Annotated in this window: 16 protein-coding genes and 1 tRNA gene; 15 read left to right on the top strand and 2 right to left on the bottom strand. The window is 64.5% G+C overall.

What is annotated here, in order from left to right; all coding sequences use genetic code 11:
* Positions 1–111 precede the first annotated feature (111 nt).
* Positions 112–1212 (top strand): chorismate synthase, encoded by a 1101-nt coding sequence (aroC, locus tag C4B30_RS24640; RefSeq protein WP_105133101.1) that lies wholly within the window; start codon positions 112–114, stop codon positions 1210–1212.
* Between the two features lie 149 nt (positions 1213–1361).
* On the opposite strand, the gene C4B30_RS24635 is transcribed toward aroC, so the two are convergent.
* Complete coding sequence (locus C4B30_RS24635; RefSeq protein ID WP_027784247.1) at positions 1362–3035, bottom strand: electron transfer flavoprotein-ubiquinone oxidoreductase; 1674 nt, start codon at positions 3033–3035, stop codon at positions 1362–1364.
* 179 nt (positions 3036–3214) lie between these two features.
* On the opposite strand from C4B30_RS24635, the gene C4B30_RS24630 reads away from it, so the two are divergent.
* Together C4B30_RS24630 and C4B30_RS24625 are read left to right on the top strand one after the other, a co-directional pair.
* Complete coding sequence (locus C4B30_RS24630; protein WP_011545236.1) at positions 3215–3997, top strand: SDR family oxidoreductase; 783 nt, start codon at positions 3215–3217, stop codon at positions 3995–3997.
* 32 nt (positions 3998–4029) lie between these two features.
* Entirely contained in the window at positions 4030–4470 is a 441-nt protein-coding gene (locus tag C4B30_RS24625; protein WP_027784248.1) for an acyl-CoA thioesterase, read from the top strand.
* A gap of 127 nt (positions 4471–4597) precedes the next feature.
* Here C4B30_RS24625 and C4B30_RS24620 read toward each other — a convergent pair whose 3' ends face one another.
* Positions 4598–5143, bottom strand: a complete 546-nt coding sequence (locus tag C4B30_RS24620) for a LuxR C-terminal-related transcriptional regulator (RefSeq protein WP_027784249.1) — start codon at positions 5141–5143, stop codon at positions 4598–4600.
* Positions 5144–5366: 223 nt separating this feature from the next.
* Here C4B30_RS24620 and C4B30_RS24615 point away from each other — a divergent pair, with 223 nt between their 5' ends.
* From C4B30_RS24615 to pheT, 12 genes are all read left to right on the top strand, one after another.
* Complete coding sequence (locus C4B30_RS24615) at positions 5367–6071, top strand: CoA transferase subunit A (RefSeq protein ID WP_027784250.1); 705 nt, start codon at positions 5367–5369, stop codon at positions 6069–6071.
* A gap of 1 nt (position 6072) precedes the next feature.
* Positions 6073–6714, top strand: a complete 642-nt coding sequence (locus tag C4B30_RS24610) for a CoA transferase subunit B (protein WP_027784251.1) — start codon at positions 6073–6075, stop codon at positions 6712–6714.
* A 223-nt stretch (positions 6715–6937) separates the two neighbouring features.
* Positions 6938–7834 carry an alpha/beta fold hydrolase gene (locus tag C4B30_RS24605; protein ID WP_027784252.1) on the top strand — a complete coding sequence of 299 codons (897 nt, stop codon included), beginning with the start codon at positions 6938–6940 and terminating at the stop codon, positions 7832–7834.
* Between the two features lie 81 nt (positions 7835–7915).
* The gene (locus C4B30_RS24600; protein ID WP_027784253.1) at positions 7916–8269 is read left to right on the top strand and encodes a RidA family protein; all 354 of its coding nucleotides are present in this window, start codon (positions 7916–7918) and stop codon (positions 8267–8269) included.
* A gap of 49 nt (positions 8270–8318) precedes the next feature.
* A complete protein-coding gene (locus tag C4B30_RS24595) occupies positions 8319–10553 on the top strand; it encodes a RelA/SpoT family protein (RefSeq protein WP_027784254.1) in 2235 nt (744 codons plus the stop codon).
* Between the two features lie 84 nt (positions 10554–10637).
* Positions 10638–10714, top strand: a tRNA-Val gene (locus C4B30_RS24590).
* Positions 10715–10985: 271 nt separating this feature from the next.
* Positions 10986–12893 carry a threonine--tRNA ligase gene (gene thrS, locus C4B30_RS24580; RefSeq protein WP_027784255.1) on the top strand — a complete coding sequence of 636 codons (1908 nt, stop codon included), beginning with the start codon at positions 10986–10988 and terminating at the stop codon, positions 12891–12893.
* Between the two features lie 49 nt (positions 12894–12942).
* The gene (infC, locus tag C4B30_RS24575; RefSeq protein WP_080681331.1) at positions 12943–13467 is read left to right on the top strand and encodes a translation initiation factor IF-3; all 525 of its coding nucleotides are present in this window, start codon (positions 12943–12945) and stop codon (positions 13465–13467) included.
* Positions 13468–13656: 189 nt separating this feature from the next.
* Positions 13657–13854 carry a 50S ribosomal protein L35 gene (rpmI, locus tag C4B30_RS24570; RefSeq protein ID WP_004191477.1) on the top strand — a complete coding sequence of 66 codons (198 nt, stop codon included), beginning with the start codon at positions 13657–13659 and terminating at the stop codon, positions 13852–13854.
* 30 nt (positions 13855–13884) lie between these two features.
* A complete protein-coding gene (gene rplT, locus C4B30_RS24565) occupies positions 13885–14244 on the top strand; it encodes a 50S ribosomal protein L20 (RefSeq protein WP_004192938.1) in 360 nt (119 codons plus the stop codon).
* A gap of 148 nt (positions 14245–14392) precedes the next feature.
* A complete protein-coding gene (gene pheS, locus C4B30_RS24560; RefSeq protein WP_027784257.1) occupies positions 14393–15406 on the top strand; it encodes a phenylalanine--tRNA ligase subunit alpha in 1014 nt (337 codons plus the stop codon).
* A gap of 96 nt (positions 15407–15502) precedes the next feature.
* A complete protein-coding gene (pheT, locus tag C4B30_RS24555; protein WP_027784258.1) occupies positions 15503–17932 on the top strand; it encodes a phenylalanine--tRNA ligase subunit beta in 2430 nt (809 codons plus the stop codon).
* Positions 17933–17967 lie beyond the last annotated feature (35 nt).

The following is a 17967-nucleotide window of genomic DNA, read 5'->3' as shown; positions in this document are numbered from 1 at the left end:
GGACGGCTGGCATAATAGCGGTTTACCTCTTTTCTCGACCGGCAAACGATCGACCTGCCTGCGGCCCCGGCAGCGCATCGGTTTGCCCATTTCTCTTTGGGCGGTTCCATCATGTCCGGCAATACCCTCGGCACGCTTTTCACTGTCACGACCTTCGGCGAATCGCACGGTCCCGCGATCGGCTGCGTGATCGACGGCTGCCCGCCGGGGATGGGGCTGACCGAAGCCGACATCCAGGCCGAGCTCGATCGCCGCAAGCCCGGCACGTCGCGGCACGTGACGCAACGGCAGGAGGCCGACGAGGTCGAGATCCTGTCGGGCGTGTTCGAAGGCGTGACGACCGGTACGCCGATCGCGCTGCTGATCCGCAATACCGATCAGCGCAGCAAGGACTACGGCAACATCGTCGAGACGTTCCGTCCCGGCCACGCCGACTACACCTACTGGCAGAAATACGGCATTCGCGACTACCGCGGCGGCGGCCGTTCCTCGGCGCGCCTGACCGCGCCGATCGTCGGCGCCGGCGCGGTCGCGAAGAAGTGGCTGCGCGAGCGCTTCGGGGTCGAGGTGCGCGGTTACATGAGCGGCCTCGGCGAAATCGACGTGCCGTTCGTCGACTGGTCGCACGTGCACGAGAACCCGTTCTTCTCGCCGAACGCGGCGGTCGTGCCGGAGCTCGAGGCGTACATGGACGCGCTGCGCAAGGAGGGCGATTCGATCGGCGCGCGCATCAACGTCGTCGCGTCGGGCGTGCCGGTCGGCTGGGGCGAACCGGTGTTCGACCGGCTCGATGCCGATATCGCGAAGGCGATGATGAGCATCAACGCGGTGAAGGGCGTCGAGATCGGCGCGGGCTTCGACAGCGTCGCGCAGCGCGGCTCGGTGCACGGCGACGAACTGACGCCGGCCGGCTTCGTCGGCAACCACGCGGGCGGCGTGCTCGGCGGGATTTCGACGGGGCAGGACATCACCGTGTCGATCGCGATCAAGCCGACGTCGAGCATCCGCACGCCGCGCCGTTCGATCACGAAGAGCGGTGAGGCGGCGACGGTTGAAACCTTCGGTCGCCACGATCCGTGCGTCGGCATTCGTGCGACGCCGATCGCCGAATCGATGCTCGCGCTGGTGCTGATCGACCATGCGCTGCGTCACCGCGCGCAGTGCGGCGACGTCGAGACGCCGACGCCGAAGATCGCCGCCAGCGCGACCTGATACGAGCGGGCGGGGCGCGGCGCGCGCCATCCCGACCGTCGAACGACGAATGCAAGCGGGGCGCTGCGTGATGCAGCGCCCCGTTTCGTTTGCGGCAGTGTGTAGCGACCAAACAAAACGCGCCGCTCGTGGCGGCGCGTTCCGGCAGGTTACATGTTCGGGTAGTTCGGCCCGCCGCCACCTTCGGGCGTGACCCACACGATGTTCTGCGTCGGGTCCTTGATGTCGCAGGTCTTGCAGTGCACGCAGTTCTGCGCGTTGATCACCAGACGATCGCCGCCGTCGTCGTTCTTCACGAACTCGTACACCGCCGCCGGGCAGAACCGCGCCTCCGGCCCCGCGTACGTGCGCAGGTTCACGTTCACCGGCACGCTCGCATCCTTCAGCGTCAGATGCGCCGGCTGGTTCTCCTCGTGGTTCGTGTTCGAGATGAACACCGACGACAGCCGGTCGAACGTCAGCTTGCCGTCCGGCTTCGGATACGCGATCGGCTCGCACTGCGACGCCGGCTTCAGCATCTCGTGATCCGCATGCTGGTGATGCAGCGTCCACGGCACGTTGCCGCCCATCACCTTCTGCTCGAGCCCGACCATCAGCGTGCCCAGATACAGGCCCTTGGCCATCCACTGCTTGAAGTTGCGCGCGCGGTACAGCTCCGTGTACAGCCACGATTGCTTGAACGCATCCGGATACGCGTTGAGTTCATCCGACTGACGGCCGGCCTGCACCGCGTCGAATGCGGCATCGGCCGCCAGCATGCCGGTCTTGATCGCCGCGTGGCTACCCTTGATCCGCGATGCGTTCAGGAAGCCCGCGTCGTCGCCGATCAGCGCGCCGCCCGGGAACACCGTCTTCGGCAGCGACAGCAGCCCGCCCGCGGTGATCGCGCGCGCACCGTACGACACGCGCTTGCCGCCTTCGAGGAACGCGCGGATCGACGGATGCGTCTTGTAGCGCTGGAATTCCTCGAACGGCGACAGGTACGGGTTCGTGTAGCCCAGGCCCACCACGAAGCCGACCACGACCTGGTTGTTGTCCATGTGATACAGGAACGAGCCGCCGTACGTATCCGACTTCAGCGGCCAGCCGGCCGTGTGGATCACGAGGCCCGGCTTGTGCTTCGCGGGATCGATTTCCCACAGTTCCTTGATGCCGATCCCGTACGCCTGCGGATCGGCGTTCGCGTCGAGCTTGAACTTCGAGATCAGCTGGCGGCCGAGGTGGCCGCGGCAGCCTTCGGCGAACAGCGTGTACTTCGCGTGCAGCTCCATGCCGAGCTGGAAGTTCTCGGTCGGCTCGCCGTCCTTGCCCACGCCCATGTTGCCGGTCGCGACACCCTTCACGGAACCGTCGTCGTTGTAGAGGATCTCCGCGGCGGGGAAGCCCGGGAAAATCTCGACGCCCAGCGCTTCGGCCTGTGCCCCGAGCCAGCGCGTGACGTTGCCCAGCGAGATCACGTAATTGCCGTGATTCTTGAAGTTCTCGGGCAGCGCCCAGTTCGGCGTGGTCACCGCGCTTTTCTCGGACAGGAACAGGAAGCGGTCTTCCGTCACCTCGACATCGAGCGGTGCGCCCCGTTCCTTCCAGTCGGGAAACAGTTCGGTGATCGCGCGCGGGTCCATCACCGCGCCCGACAGGATGTGCGCGCCGATCTCGGAACCCTTCTCGAGCACGCATACGCCGATCTCGGTGCCTTTCTCGGCGGCCAGCTGCTTGAGCCGGATCGCCGCCGACAGCCCGGCGGGGCCGCCGCCGACGATCACGACGTCGTATTCCATCGATTCGCGCGGGCCGTATTGCTCGATGAGGCTTGCGGGGGTCATTGGCGTTCCTCTAACCGTTAGAATGCTTTTATTCGGGAGCGTATTGTCTGCGAAACGAAACGCTTGCCGCAACAACATGCAAGTAGATTAGCACGATCGTTCTATTTTTTGTGCTAGGGTAATGCCGCTCAGGCAGTGCCGCCTGGGCTGGCGAAACGATATCGAAAGGGGATGTGCAAATGGGTCGATCGATCAATCTGGAAGGCAAGGTTGCGCTGGTCACGGGCGCGTCGAGCGGCCTCGGGCAGCGTTTTGCGCAGGTGCTGTCGCAGGCCGGCGCGAAGGTCGTGCTCGCGAGCCGCCGCGTCGAACGCCTGAAGGAGCTGCGTGCGGAGATCGAGGCGGCGGGCGGTGCCGCGCACGTCGTATCGCTCGACGTGACCGACGTCCAGAGCATCAAGGCGGCCGTCGCGCATGCGGAGACGGAAGCCGGCACGATCGACATCCTCGTGAACAATTCGGGTGTGTCGACGATGCAGAAGCTCGTCGACGTGACGCCGGCGGATTTCGAGTTCGTGTTCGATACGAACACGCGCGGCGCATTTTTCGTCGCGCAGGAAGTCGCGAAGCGGATGATCATGCGCGCGAACGGCGGCGGCAACGGCAAGCCGCCGTGCCGGATCATCAACATCGCGTCGGTGGCCGGGCTGCGCGTGTTCCCGCAGATCGGGCTGTACGCGATGAGCAAGGCCGCGGTCGTGCAGATGACGCGCGCGATGGCGCTGGAGTGGGGGCGCCACGGGATCAACGTGAACGCGATCTGTCCGGGCTATATCGATACCGAAATCAATCATTACCTGTGGGAAACCGAACAGGGCCAGAAGCTGCAGTCGATGCTGCCGCGCCGGCGCGTCGGCAAGCCGCAGGATCTCGACGGGCTGTTGTTGCTGCTCGCGGCCGACGAGTCGCAGTTCATCAACGGTTCGATCATCTCCGCCGACGACGGTTTCGGCCTCGCCTGAGCGGGTGACATTCAGCAACAAAGAAGAGTGCAATGAGCGCAACAAGCGATTACTCCCCCGTTTTTGAGATGTCGATGCCGATCCGCTGGGGCGACATGGACGCGTTCGGCCATGTGAACAACACGGTCTATTTCCGCTACATGGAGCAGGCGCGGATTTCGTGGTTCGAGGCGCTCGGCATTGCCGGCGGCAACGGCGAGGGGCAGGGGCCCGTCATCGTCACGGCGTCGATGGAATTCCTCAAGCAGCTGCACTATCCGGGCGACGTGATCGCGAAGATGTCGGCCGCCAAGCCCGGCCGAAGCAGCTTCGACACCGGGTTCGAGCTCACGCGCGCGGACGATCCGCAGCACGTCTATGCGCGTGGCAACGCACGCTGCGTGTGGGTCGACTACGCGCTCGGCAAGTCGGTGCCGCTGCCGCAACTGCTGCGCGACACGATCGAGCACGCGCTCGCGACGAAAGTCGTCTGAGCGCGGCTGCCGGCAGGCCGGCACCGGGCGCCGGTGGCATGCCGTGCCTGTTGTTTCTCCGTTGTTTCCCCTGATCGGCCGCCATGTGCGGCCGATTGTCGTTCGAGCGCCGCCACGCGATGCGCGTTCACTGCCCGAGCAGGCGCTGGAGCAGCTCCGGCGTGTTGTTCGTCCCGTATTTACGCATCAGCCGGGCGCGGTAGATGTCGACCGTGCGCGAGCTGATGTCGAGCACGCGCCCGATCTGCTTGCTGGTCTTGCCGGTCGCGAGCTGGGCGGCGATTTCGCGCTCGCGCGGCGTCAGCTCGACCGCGACACGGCGCGTCGCGCTCAAGTCCTCGAAGGTCCAGACGCCGGCCGCGAGCGGCGCGGTGCGGTCGAGCGCGCGGCCCGTCACGTGGCACCAGAACAGCTCGCCGTCCGCGCGCTTCATGATTCTGTCATCCGAGTAGATGCCGTTCGCTGCCATCACGCGCGAGATGCGCTCGCCGATTCGCTGGAATTCGTCCGTCGACGGATAGAGCACCTCGTACGATTTCCCGATCAGGTCGCCCCGCGCGCACCGGAAGATCGACGCGAGCGCGTCGTTGCAGTCCTCGATCACGCGGTCGCGCGACAGCACGAGGCCGAGCGGCGCGAGGTGGAAGGCGGTCTGGTAATCGAGGTCGGGCATGGCGCGGGCAAGCGGAGGCAAATGCTTATGTATTTTTGCGTATTGTGCCGTATCGGCGTCACATCGTACCCTTTCGGGCATCTCGCGGCGGTTTGCCGCGACATAAAAACAGCGCGCCTCGACGCAGGTATCGCCGTGCATGCATAGAATGGTGCGGCGGGCTTGCGGCCCACAAGGGCGCGTGAACCGGTTTCGCTGGTTTCCATAGAGGAAGGGACAACAGATGAACAAAGTCTATCCAAGCGCGGCCGCCGCGCTGGAAGGGATCGTCCGTGACGGACAGACCTTCGCGGTGGGCGGCTTCGGCCTGTGCGGGATTCCGGAGGCGCTGATCGCGGCGTTGCGCGATACGGCCGTCAAGGGCATCACCTGCATCAGCAACAACGCGGGTGTCGACGGTTTCGGCCTCGGCCTGCTGCTGGAAACGCGCCAGATCAAGAAGATGATCTCGTCGTACGTCGGCGAGAACAAGGAGTTCGAGCGCCAGTACCTGGCCGGCGAACTCGAGCTCGAATTCACGCCGCAGGGCACGCTCGCCGAAAAGCTGCGCGCGGGCGGCGCGGGCATCCCCGCATTCTTCACGAATACCGGCTACGGCACCGTGATTGCGGAAGGCAAGGAAACGCGCCAGTTCGGCGATCGCCACTACGTGCTCGAGCCGTCGCTGACGGCCGACGTCGCGCTCGTCAAGGCGTGGAAGGCCGACAAGTCGGGCAATCTCATCTACCGCCGCACCGCGCGCAACTTCAACCCGATGTGCGCGATGGCCGGCAAGATCACCGTGGTGGAGGTCGAGGAGATCGTCGAGAACGGCACGCTCGATCCGGACCAGGTTCATACGCCGGGGATCTTCGTGCAGCGCATCGTGTTGAACGCGACGCCTGAAAAACGCATCGAACAACGCGTCATCCGCGCGAAAGGAGACTGACATGGCCTGGAATCGTGACCAGATGGCCGCGCGCGCGGCGAAGGAACTGCAGGACGGCTTCTACGTGAACCTCGGCATCGGCCTGCCGACGCTCGTCGCGAACCACGTGCCGCAAGGCGTCGAGGTGTGGCTGCAGTCGGAGAACGGCCTGCTCGGCATCGGCCCGTCGCCGACCGAAGACGAAGTCGACGCCGATCTCATCAACGCCGGCAAGCAGACCGTCACGACGCTGCCGGGTTCGTCGATCTTCTCGTCGGCCGATTCGTTCGCGATGATTCGCGGCGGTCACATCAACCTGGCGATCCTCGGCGCGATGCAGGTCAGCAAGCGGGGCGATCTCGCGAACTGGATGATCCCGGGCAAGATGATCAAGGGGATGGGCGGCGCGATGGATCTCGTCGCCGGCGTGAAGCGCGTCGTCGTGCTGATGGAGCATGTCGCGAAGGGCGATCAGCACAAGATCCTCGACGAATGCAACCTGCCGCTCACGGGTGTCGGTGTGGTCGACCTGATCATCACCGATCTCGGCGTGATCGAAGTGACGCCGGCCGGGTTGAAGGTGCTCGAGCTCGCCGACGGCGTGAGCGCCGATGAGATCCAGGCGAAGACGGGAGCGCCGCTCGACGTCAGCGCCGTGGCCTGAGCGTCACGTTGTCGCGTCATTCTCGACGCCCCGCGTTCCTCACGGAACGCGGGGCGTTTTGTCATGACCGCATGCGTCACGCGATCGCGCCGCCGCCGTCGATCGGTACCGTTGAGCCGGTTGCATTGGCGGCGCCCCGTCATTCCGAAGCGGTTTACAATCGTTTGCATCGGGCGCCGCAAGCGTTGCCCCATGCGGGCCCCCGTTCGACAGGATGCCAACGATGCCACCGACTTCAGCGAATCCTCAGGTTCCCCGCCAGCGGCGCGTGCAATGCGCGAGCCCGGCCGGCCTCCATCACGTTGCCTATACCGAATGGGGCGACTCAGCCAATCCGCGCGTGCTCGTCTGCGTGCACGGCCTGACCCGCTCCGGGCGCGATTTCGACCGGCTCGCCGCCGCGCTGTCCGATACGTATCGCGTTGTCTGCCCCGATGTCGTCGGGCGTGGCCGGTCGGACCGGCTGGCCGATCCGCGGCACTATGCGATTCCGCAGTACGTGGCCGACATGGTGACGCTGATCGCGCGCCTCGACGTCGAATCGGTCGACTGGTTCGGCACGTCGATGGGCGGCCTGATCGGCATGGCGCTCGCGGGGCTTCCCGGCACGCCGGTGCGGCGGATGATCGTCAACGACGTCGGCCCGCGCATCGAGCCCGATTCGCTGACGCGCATCGGCGAATATCTCGGCGTGCAGCCGCGCTTTGCGACCGAGCAGGAGGCGATCGACTATCTGACCTCGCTGTCGCTGCCGTTCGGAGCGCTGAGCGCCGACGAGTGGCGCGAGATCAACGGGCCGCTGCTGCACGAACTGCCCGAAGGCGGCTGGACGATGCGCTACGATCCGCGCATCGCCGAGCCGTTCAAGGCGACGACGCCCGAACTGGCCGCGCTCGGCGAGGCCGCGCTGTGGCGCGCGATCGAAACGACGGATGCAATGCTGCTCGTCGTGCGCGGCGAGACGTCCGACTTGCTGTCGCGCGAGACGGCGGCCGAAATGGTCCGTCGCGGCCGGCATGTGACGCAGGTCGAGATTCCGGGGGCGGGCCACGCGCCGGCCTTCGTCAGCGCCGACCAGATTGCGCTCGCGCGGCGGTTTTTCGTCGAAGGCGACGTATAAACGCGTCATAATATGCGGTTCGGCGGTGCGCGGGCCGTGCCGCCGCCCGATTTCTTACCCATTCACGACCGGAACACTTTCATGGCAGTCATTCGTCATCACGTCGGGGCCCGTCTCTCCGAAACCGCGATCCACAACGGTACCGTGTATCTGGCAGGCCAGATCGCCGAAGACACCACGCAGGACATCCGCGGCCAGACGCGCGAAGTGCTCGGCCACATCGACCGCCTGCTCGCCGAAGCGAACAGCGACAAGGCGCATCTGCTGTCGGTGCAGATCTACATCTCGGATCTCGCGAATTTCGAAGGCATGAATGCGGAGTGGGACGCATGGGTCGCGCAGGGCAACACGCCGCCGCGCGCCACCGTCGAGGCGAAGCTCGCCGATCCGGCGCTGCTCGTCGAGATCGTGGTCGTCGCCGCGCAGCGGAGCTGAGTCGAGCTGAGCGTTATCCGACGATGACCGTATTCCGGCAGGCCGTGCAATGACCGAATCCGTTTCCGCTTCCCCCGTCGCGGCGCCGTCGTTCGACGACGTGCTCGCGTTCGTGCGCGAGCGGGCCGGCGACGCGCGCCTGTCGTCGGGCGAGCTGCTCGCCGATCACTCGGCCGGCACGGCGGCGATCATGCGCACGCTGAACGTCGATCCGTCCGCGATGCAGGCCGCCGCGCTGTTCGTGCTGACGCCGCACTTGAGCGACCCCGGGCGCGAGCTGACCGAGCGTTTCGGCGACGAAGTCGCGCGGCTCGTGTCCGACGTGCGCAAGCTGTTGCGGCTCGGCACCGTCAGCCTGCGCGTCGCGCAGAACGCGAAGCCCGACTCCGGACGCGACGCGGCGCAAGAGCGGCGTGCGCAGATCGAGGCGCTGCGCAAGATGCTGCTCGCATTCGCGCAGGACATCCGCGTGGTGCTGATCCGGCTCGCGTCGCGGTTGCAGTCGCTGCGCTACTACGCGGCCGCGAAGATCGACCCGCCGCCGGACGTCGCGCGCGAGACGCTCGAGATCTATGCGCCGCTCGCGAATCGTCTCGGTATCTGGCAACTGAAGTGGGAGCTCGAGGATCTCGCGTTTCGCTTCGAGGATCCCGTCACCTACAAGCGGATCGCGAAGCTGCTCGACGAGAAGCGCATCGAGCGCGAGGCGTACGTCACGCAGGCGATCGCGCGGTTGCAGCACGAGCTGGCGGAAGCGAACATCCAGGCCGACGTGAGCGGCCGGCCGAAGCATATCTACAGCATCTGGCGCAAGATGCGCGGCAAGGAGCTCGATTTCTCCGAGCTGTACGACGTTCGCGCGTTCCGCGTGATCGTGCCGGACATCAAGGATTGCTACGCGGTGCTCGGCATCGTGCATCACTTGTGGCAGCCGGTTCCGAAGGAATTCGACGACTACATCTCGCGGCCGAAGCCGAACGGCTACAAGTCGCTGCATACGGTCGTGATCGGCGACGACGGCCGTGCGTTCGAAGTGCAGATCCGCACGCAGGAGATGCATCGTTTCGCCGAGTACGGCGTCGCCGCGCACTGGCGCTACAAGGAGGCCGGCGCGCGCGGCTACGGCGGCCAGTTCTCGGCGAACGACAAGTACGACGAGAAGATCGCGTGGCTGCGCCAGTTGCTCGCGTGGAAGGACGACGTCGAGGACGGCACCGAAGTGTCGGGCGACCAGGCGTGGGCGCAATTGCGCGAGACGTCGCTCGACGACGACCACATCTACGTGCTGACGCCGCAGGCGCGCGTGATCGCGCTGCCGCAGGGCGCGACGCCGGTCGATTTCGCGTATCACCTGCACAGCGAGCTTGGCCATCGCTGCCGTGGCGCGCGCGTCGATGGCGTGATGGTGCCGCTGAACACGTCGCTCGCGAACGGCCAGACGGTCGAGATCGTCGCGGTGAAGGAGGGCGGGCCGTCGCGCGACTGGCTGAACCTGCAGCTCGGCTACCTGAAGAGCCCGCGCGCGCGGCAGAAAGTGCGTGCGTGGTTCAACTCGATCGAGCAGGAAGAAAACGTCGCGCACGGCCGCGCGCTCGTCGAAAAGACGCTGCAGCGCGAGGGCAAGACGTCGGTCAGCCTGGACAATCTCGCCGCGAAGCTCGGTTTCAAGTCGCCCGAGGAGCTGTTCTCGGTCGTCGGCAAGGAAGAATTCAGCCTGCGCAACGTCGAGCATGCGCTGTCCGATGCGCCGCCGCCGGAACCGGCGCCCGAGGCGCCGGCCGATTTCGAGAAGCGCAGCAGCGGCGCAAGCGTCGCGCATGGTGCGTCGACCGGCGTGCTGGTGGTGGGCGTCGACGCGCTGCTGACGCAACTCGCGCGCTGCTGCCGTCCGGCGCCGCCCGATCCGATCAGCGGTTTCGTCACGCGCGGCAAGGGGATGTCGATCCATCGCACCGACTGTCCGACGTTTCGCCGGATGGTCGAGCGCGCGCCGGAGCGCGTGCTGCAGACGACCTGGTCGGCAGACGTGCTCGGCGGGCGCGGCGCATCCGTCTATCCGGTCGACCTGATGATCGAGGCGAGCGACCGGCAAGGGTTGCTGCGCGATATCTCCGAAGTGTTCGCGCGGGAAAAGATCAACGTCGTTGGCGTGAAGACGCAGAGCCGCCGCAATGCGGCATTCATGCAGTTCACGGTCGAGGTGTCGAATTCGGCGCAGGTGCAGCGCGCGTGCACGCTGCTCGGCGAGGTGCAGGGCGTCGTGCGGGCGGCGCGAAAAGCGTGATGGGGTTGGAACGGCGTTCTTTTGCTGCAACCGCATAAAACACTTGCCAAGCCGGTAGCAGCACCATATAATCTTAGCTTCTCTAGGCTCGTAGCTCAGCTGGTTAGAGCACCACCTTGACATGGTGGGGGTCGTTGGTTCGAGTCCAATCGAGCCTACCAACGAATTGAGAATGCCCGGTCTTCGGGTGTTCGATGCAGTACACAACTCAACGCAAACAAGGCGAATACGGTTATGACACCGCGAACGTTGACCGAAACCACTTCGGAGCGACGCTAGTCGAGGAACGTTTTCGCCCTTTCAGGTTGAGTGAAGTATCGAATGCGGCCCCTCGAAAGCGGGGCCGCATTTTTTTTGTCGCGAATTTTTCACGCGTGAGTTTGATCTCGCGTACCTGGTCTGCCGCCCACTGTCGGCATCACGGAGATTGCTATGGTTTCGATACGCTTGCCTGACGGCTCAGTTCGACAATACGAGCATCCGGTGACAGTTGCCGAGGTTGCGGCCTCGATCGGTCCCGGCTTGGCGAAGGCTGCGCTTGGTGGCAAGCTCGATGGCGAGCTCGTGGATACGTCGACGGTGATCGACCGCGACGCGTCGCTCGCGATCGTCACGGACAAGGATGCCGACGGCCTCGACATCATCCGCCACTCGACCGCCCACTTGCTCGCGTATGCGGTGAAGGAACTGTATCCGGACGCGCAGGTGACGATCGGCCCCGTGATCGACAACGGTTTCTATTACGACTTCTCGTACAACCGCCCGTTTACGCCGGAAGATCTCGAAAAGATCGAAAAGCGCATGCAGGAGCTCGCGAAGAAGGACGAGCCGGTCACGCGCCGCGTCGTGTCGCGCGACGAGGCGGCCGGTTACTTCCGCAGCATCGGCGAGAAGTACAAGGCCGAGATCATCGAATCGATTCCGCAAAGCGACGAAATCAAGCTGTACTCGCACGGCGGCTTCACCGATCTGTGCCGCGGCCCGCACGTACCGTCCACCGGCAAGCTGAAGGTGTTCAAGCTGATGAAGGTCGCGGGCGCGTACTGGCGCGGCGATTCGAAGAACGAGCAGCTGCAGCGCATCTACGGCACGGCCTGGACGAAGAAGGAAGATCAGGATCAGTACCTGCACATGCTCGAGGAAGCGGAAAAGCGCGACCACCGCAAGCTGGGCAAGCAGCTCGACCTGTTCCACATGCAGGAAGAGTCGCCGGGCATGGTGTTCTGGCATCCGAAGGGCTGGGCGCTGTGGCAGCAGGTCGAGCAGTACATGCGCCGCCGCGTCAACGAAGCCGGCTATCTCGAGATCAAGACGCCGATGATCATGGACCGCTCGCTGTGGGAAGCGTCGGGCCACTGGCAGAACTATCGCGAAAACATGTTCACGACGGAGTCGGAGAAGCGCGACTACGCGATCAAGCCGATGAACTGCCCGGGCCACGTCCAGGTGTTCAAGCACGGCCTGCGCTCGTACCGCGACCTGCCGCTGCGTTACGCGGAATTCGGCTCGTGCCACCGCAACGAGGCGTCGGGTGCGCTGCACGGCCTGATGCGCGTGCGCGGCTTCGTGCAGGACGATGCGCACATCTTCTGTACGGAAGACCAGATCATTGCCGAGTCGATCGCGTTCAACAAACTCGCGATGAGCGTGTACGGCGATTTCGGCTTCGAGCACATCGACATCAAGCTGTCGCTGCGCCCGGAGCAGCGCATGGGTTCGGACGAAACCTGGGATCGTGCCGAGCAGGGGCTGCGCGAAGCGCTGACGGCGTGCGGCCTCACGTGGGAAGAGTTGCCGGGCGAGGGCGCATTCTACGGCCCGAAGATCGAGTACCACATCAAGGATGCGCTCGGCCGTTCGTGGCAGTGCGGCACGCTGCAGCTCGACATGATGCTGCCGGAGCGCCTGGGCGCCGAGTACGTGGCGGAAGACAACAGCCGCCGCCGGCCGGTGATGCTGCACCGCGCGATCGTCGGCTCGATGGAGCGTTTCCTCGGCATTTTGATCGAGCACCATGCTGGTGCAATGCCGGTCTGGCTCGCGCCGTACCAGGCAATTGTGCTCAATATCGCCGAAAGTCAGGCCGAATATGCGCAGGCTCTGACCCAATCGTTGCAAAAACAAGGGGTTAGAGTGGCGGCCGATTTGCGCAACGAGAAGATTAGCTATAAAATACGCGAGCACACGCTGGAAAAGGTGCCTTATCTCCTCGTCGTGGGCGATAAGGAGCGTGATGCGCAAACGGTAGCCGTGCGTGCCCGTGGCGGCGTCGATCTGGGCGTAATGCCGGTCGAAGCCTTCGTTGAGCGTCTGCAGGAAGACCTGCGCTCGTTCAAGTAACCGCCCTGGCAGCGCGGCTCGTTTTTTTAATTTTTAGAGGAAACGTAACATCGCTACTGATAAGTCGTCGCACCGCATCAACGGTGAAATCACTGCGCCGGAAGTGCGCCTGGTCGGGATCGAGAACGAACCGCTCGGTATCGTAAAACTCGCTGATGCTTTCCGTAAATCGGAAGAACTGGATGTTGACCTGGTGGAAATCGCGCCGCAAGCGGTGCCGCCGGTTTGCCGTCTGATGGATTACGGCAAGTTCAAGTACCAGGAATCGAAGAAGCAGCATGAAGCGAAGCTGAAGCAGAAGGTCATCCAGGTCAAGGAAGTCAAGTTCCGCCCGGGTACCGATGACGGAGATTACAACGTCAAGCTTCGCAACCTCACGCGCTTCCTCGAAGAGGGCGACAAGACGAAGATCACGTTGCGTTTCCGCGGCCGCGAAATGGCTCACCAGGAAATCGGTATGCGGATGCTCGAGCGTCTGCGCACGGATCTCGAGGAAGTCGGCCAGGTCGAGCAGATGCCGAAGATGGAAGGGCGCCAGATGATCATGGTGCTCTCGCCGAAGAAAAAGAAGTAACGGGCCCGCGCGCATCGCGCGCAGGTTCGACAGTGGTTCGGCGCGTTGCCCGGTCAGGGCGGCGCGCCAACAATGACGGCGGCTGCGCAAGCGGTACGCCGTACACAAGTGGACTGGGTTTCGAAGGGCGGGTTCAGGGCGCAAGCCAACCGCACACCCATCGCCATCTAATAAACTGGAGTTGTCGTCATGCCGAAGATGAAGACCAAGAAGAGTGCTGCAAAGCGCTTCGTGGTGCGTCCGGGCGGTACCGTCAAGCGCGGTCAAGCCTTCAAGCGCCACATCCTGACCAAGAAAACCACGAAGAACAAGCGTCACCTGCGCGGCGCAACGGCAGTTCATGATTCCGATCTGAACTCCGTCCGCGCAATGCTGCCGTTCGCGTAACCCCTCAACCGATACTCCAAGGAGAGAAACATGCCTCGAGTCAAACGTGGGGTAACCGCACGGGCCCGCCACAAGAAGATCATCAACCTGGCCAAGGGTTATCGCGGCCGCCGCAATAACGTCTACCGCATCGCCAAGCAGGCGGTGATGCGCGCTGGTCAGTACGCGTACCGCGATCGCCGCAACAAGAAGCGTGTGTTCCGCGCACTGTGGATCACGCGTATCAACGCGGCAGTTCGCCAGCACGACATGACCTACAGCGTGTTCATCAACGGCCTGAAGAAGGCGTCGATCGAACTCGACCGTAAGGTGCTGGCCGACATGGCGGTGTTCGACAAGGCTGCTTTTGCTGCGATCGTCAAGCAGGTGAAAGCCGCCGTTGCAGCCTAATTGCGAAATTAGCACTGCGTGGTTAGTTGCAGCGAGGTTCCGGTAGTCTCGGCCGCTGCAGCGAAAACGGGGCTCTTCCGAGCCCCTTTTTTGTTTGGTGGGCGGTTTCGCTCGCCAAGACCGAATGACGTTGGAAATGATGGGATCTATGGATCTGGACCAGATTGTCGCCGACGCGCAGCAGTCCTTCGAACAGGCTGCCGACATCACCACGCTCGAAAACGAGAAAGCACGATTTCTCGGTAAATCGGGTGCGCTGACCGAGTTGCTGAAGGGCCTCGGCAAGCTCGATCCCGAAGCACGCAAGACCGAAGGCGCACGCATCAACGTCGCGAAGCAGCAGGTCGAAGCCGCGCTCGCCGCCCGTCGCCAGGCACTGGCCGACGCGCTGCTGAATCAGCGCCTCACCGCCGAAGCGATCGACGTGACGTTGCCGGGCCGTGGCGCCGGCGCGGGCAGCCTGCACCCGGTGATGCGCACGTGGGAGCGGGTCGAACAGATTTTCGGCTCGATCGGTTTCGACGTGGCCGACGGCCCCGAAATCGAGACCGACTGGTACAACTTCACGTCGCTGAACAGCCCGGAGAACCATCCGGCGCGTTCGATGCAGGACACCTTCTACGTCGAAGGCAAGGACGCCGACGGCCGCCAGCTGCTGCTGCGCACGCACACGAGCCCGATGCAGGTGCGTTATGCGCGCATGAACCGTCCGCCGATCAAGGTGATCGCGCCGGGCCGCACGTATCGCGTCGACAGCGATGCGACCCACTCGCCGATGTTCAATCAGGTCGAGGGGCTGTGGATCGACGAAAACATCAGCTTCGCCGACCTCAAGGGCGTCTATACCGACTTCCTGAAAAAATTCTTCGAGCGCGACGACATCCTCGTGCGCTTCCGTCCGTCGTATTTCCCGTTCACGGAACCGTCGGCCGAGATCGACATGATGTTCGAGCACGGCAAGAACGCCGGCAAGTGGCTCGAAATTTCCGGCTCCGGGCAGGTGCATCCGACCGTGATCCGCAACATGGGCCTCGACCCCGAGCGCTACATCGGTTTCGCGTTCGGCAGCGGCCTCGAGCGCCTGACGATGCTGCGCTACGGCGTCCAGGATCTCAGGTTGTTCTTCGAGAACGACCTGCGTTTCCTGCGCCAGTTCGCATAACGCCGCTCGCCGCGCCGACCTGTGCCCGCGCACGCTCCGACGGACGTTTCCGAGGGGCCCGGGCGTCGATCTAACCTGTTTCGAACGTAGACATCCATGCAATTCCCTGAATCCTGGTTGAGAACCTTTGTCGACCCGCAGCTGACGACCGACGCACTGTCGCACGCGCTGACGATGGCGGGGCTCGAAGTCGAATCGCTGAGCAAGGCTGCGCCGCCGACGTCGAAGATCGTCGTCGGCCGCGTGCTCGAAGTCGTCAAGCATCCGGATGCGGACAAGCTCAATGTCTGCCAGGTCGACGCCGGCACCGGCGCGACGCTGAACATCGTCTGCGGCGCACCGAACGTGGCGCCCGGCATCAAGGTGCCGGTCGCGCTGGTCGGTGCGGAACTGCCGCCGGCGGAAGAGGGCGGCAAGCCGTTCGCGATCAAGCTGTCGAAGCTGCGCGGCGTGGAGAGCCAGGGGATGCTGTGCTCGGCACGCGAGCTGAAGCTGTCCGAGGATCACAGCGGGCTGCTGATCCTGCCGGAAGACACGCCGGTCGGCCAGGACATTCGCGAAACCCTCAATCTCGACGACACGATCTTCGAAATCAAGCTGACGCCGAACAAGGCCGACTGCCTGTCGGTGTTCGGTATCGCCCGCGAGACGGCCGCGATCACCGGTGCGCCGCTGACGCCGGTCGACATCCGCCCGGTGAACGTCGAGCTCGACGAAACGCTGCCGGTGCGCATTGCCGCGCCCGATCTGTGCGGCCGCTTCTCGGGTCGCGTGATTCGCGGCGTGAACGCGCATGCGAAGACGCCGCAGTGGATGGTCGAGCGCCTCGAGCGTTCGGGCCAGCGCAGCGTGTCCGCGCTCGTCGACATCTCGAACTACGTGATGTTCGAACTCGGCCGCCCGTCGCACGTGTTCGATCTCGACAAGATTCACGGCGGCATCGAAGTGCGCTGGGGCAAGCGCGGCGAATCGCTGAAGCTGCTCAACGGCAACACGGTCGAACTCGACGAAACGGTCGGCGTGATTGCGGACGACCGTCACGTAGAAAGCCTGGCCGGCATCATGGGCGGAGACAGCACGGCCGTCACGCTCGATACGACCAACATCTACCTGGAAGCCGCGTTCTGGTGGCCGGACAGCATCCGCGGCCGCGCGCGCAAGTACAACTTCTCGACCGATGCGGCCCATCGCTTCGAGCGCGGTGTCGATTACGCGACGACCGTCGAGCACGTCGAGCGCATCACGCAACTGATCCTCGAGATCTGCGGCGGCAAGGCCGGCCCGGTCGACGATCAGGCGGTGAACCTGCCGCAGCGCGCGCCGGTGAAGATGCGCGTGTCGCGCGCGAACCGCATCATCGGCGTGAAGATCGACGCCGACGAGATCGCGGACATCTTCACGCGCCTCGGCCTGCCGTTCGAGCGTGAAGACGACGCGTTCCTCGTCACGCCGCCGTCGCACCGCTTCGACATCGAGATCGAGGAAGACCTGATCGAGGAAGTGGCGCGCATCTACGGCTTCGAGAAGATCCCGGCGCGGCCGCCGGTCGCGACGAGCGAAATGCGCGCGACCAACGAGACGCGGCGTTCGATCCACGATATCCGTCACGCGCTGGCCGCGCGCGACTACGCGGAAACCGTCAACTTCAGCTTCGTCGATGCGGAGTGGGAGCGCGATTTCGCGGGCAACGACAACCCGATCCGGCTGCTGAACCCGATCGCGAGCCAGCTTTCGGTGATGCGCACGACGCTGTTCGGCAGCCTGATCGCGGTGCTGCGTCACAACCTGAACCGCCGCGCCGATCGCGTGCGCGTGTTCGAGTCGGGTCGCGTGTTCGTCGCCGATCCGTCGGTGAAGGCCGGCGAGCTGGCGGTCGAAGGTCACGCGCAGCCGAAGCGTGTCGGCGCGCTGGCGTACGGTCCGGCAGTCGACGAGCAGTGGGGCGTGGCGACCCGCGCGGTCGATTTCTTCGACGTGAAGGGCGATCTCGAAGCGCTGCTCGCGCCGGCCGCTGCACGCTTCGTGAAGGCCGAGCATCCGGCCCTTCATCCGGGCCGCAGCGCACGCATCGAGGTCGATGGCCGCGCGGTGGGCTGGATCGGCGAGCTGCATCCGCGCCTGATGCAGAAGTACGAGCTGCCGCACGCGCCGGTGATGTTCGAGATCGACGCGGACGCGCTGATCGCACGTGCGCTGCCCGCGCCGACCGACGTGTCGAAATTCCCGCCGGTCCGTCGCGATATCGCCGTTGTCGTCGATCAGGCGGTCGAGGTTCAGGCACTTTTCGACGAAATGAGGAAGGCGCTTGCCGAAGAGGCCTGCCGATTCGTTCAGAAGGTTGTACTCTTCGACGAATTTCGTGCAAAATCAAATACTTCCGGCGGTCTTGCTGCGAACGAGAAGAGCCTTGCCTTCCGCGTGACGCTGCAGGACGCGGCTGGCACGCTGCAGGACGAGGTCGTCGATCAGGCGATCCAGACGCTGGTCGAGCGGATGGCTCGTGCCGGTGCGCGTCTGCGCGGCTAAGGAGAGGGCCGGCCCGTTCGCGGGCGGCTTTTTTC

Origin of the sequence: Burkholderia sp. BE12 (assembly GCF_002959955.1) — a bacterium.
GTDB lineage: Bacteria > Pseudomonadota > Gammaproteobacteria > Burkholderiales > Burkholderiaceae > Burkholderia.
This window is presented reverse-complemented; position numbering and strand designations above follow the sequence as displayed.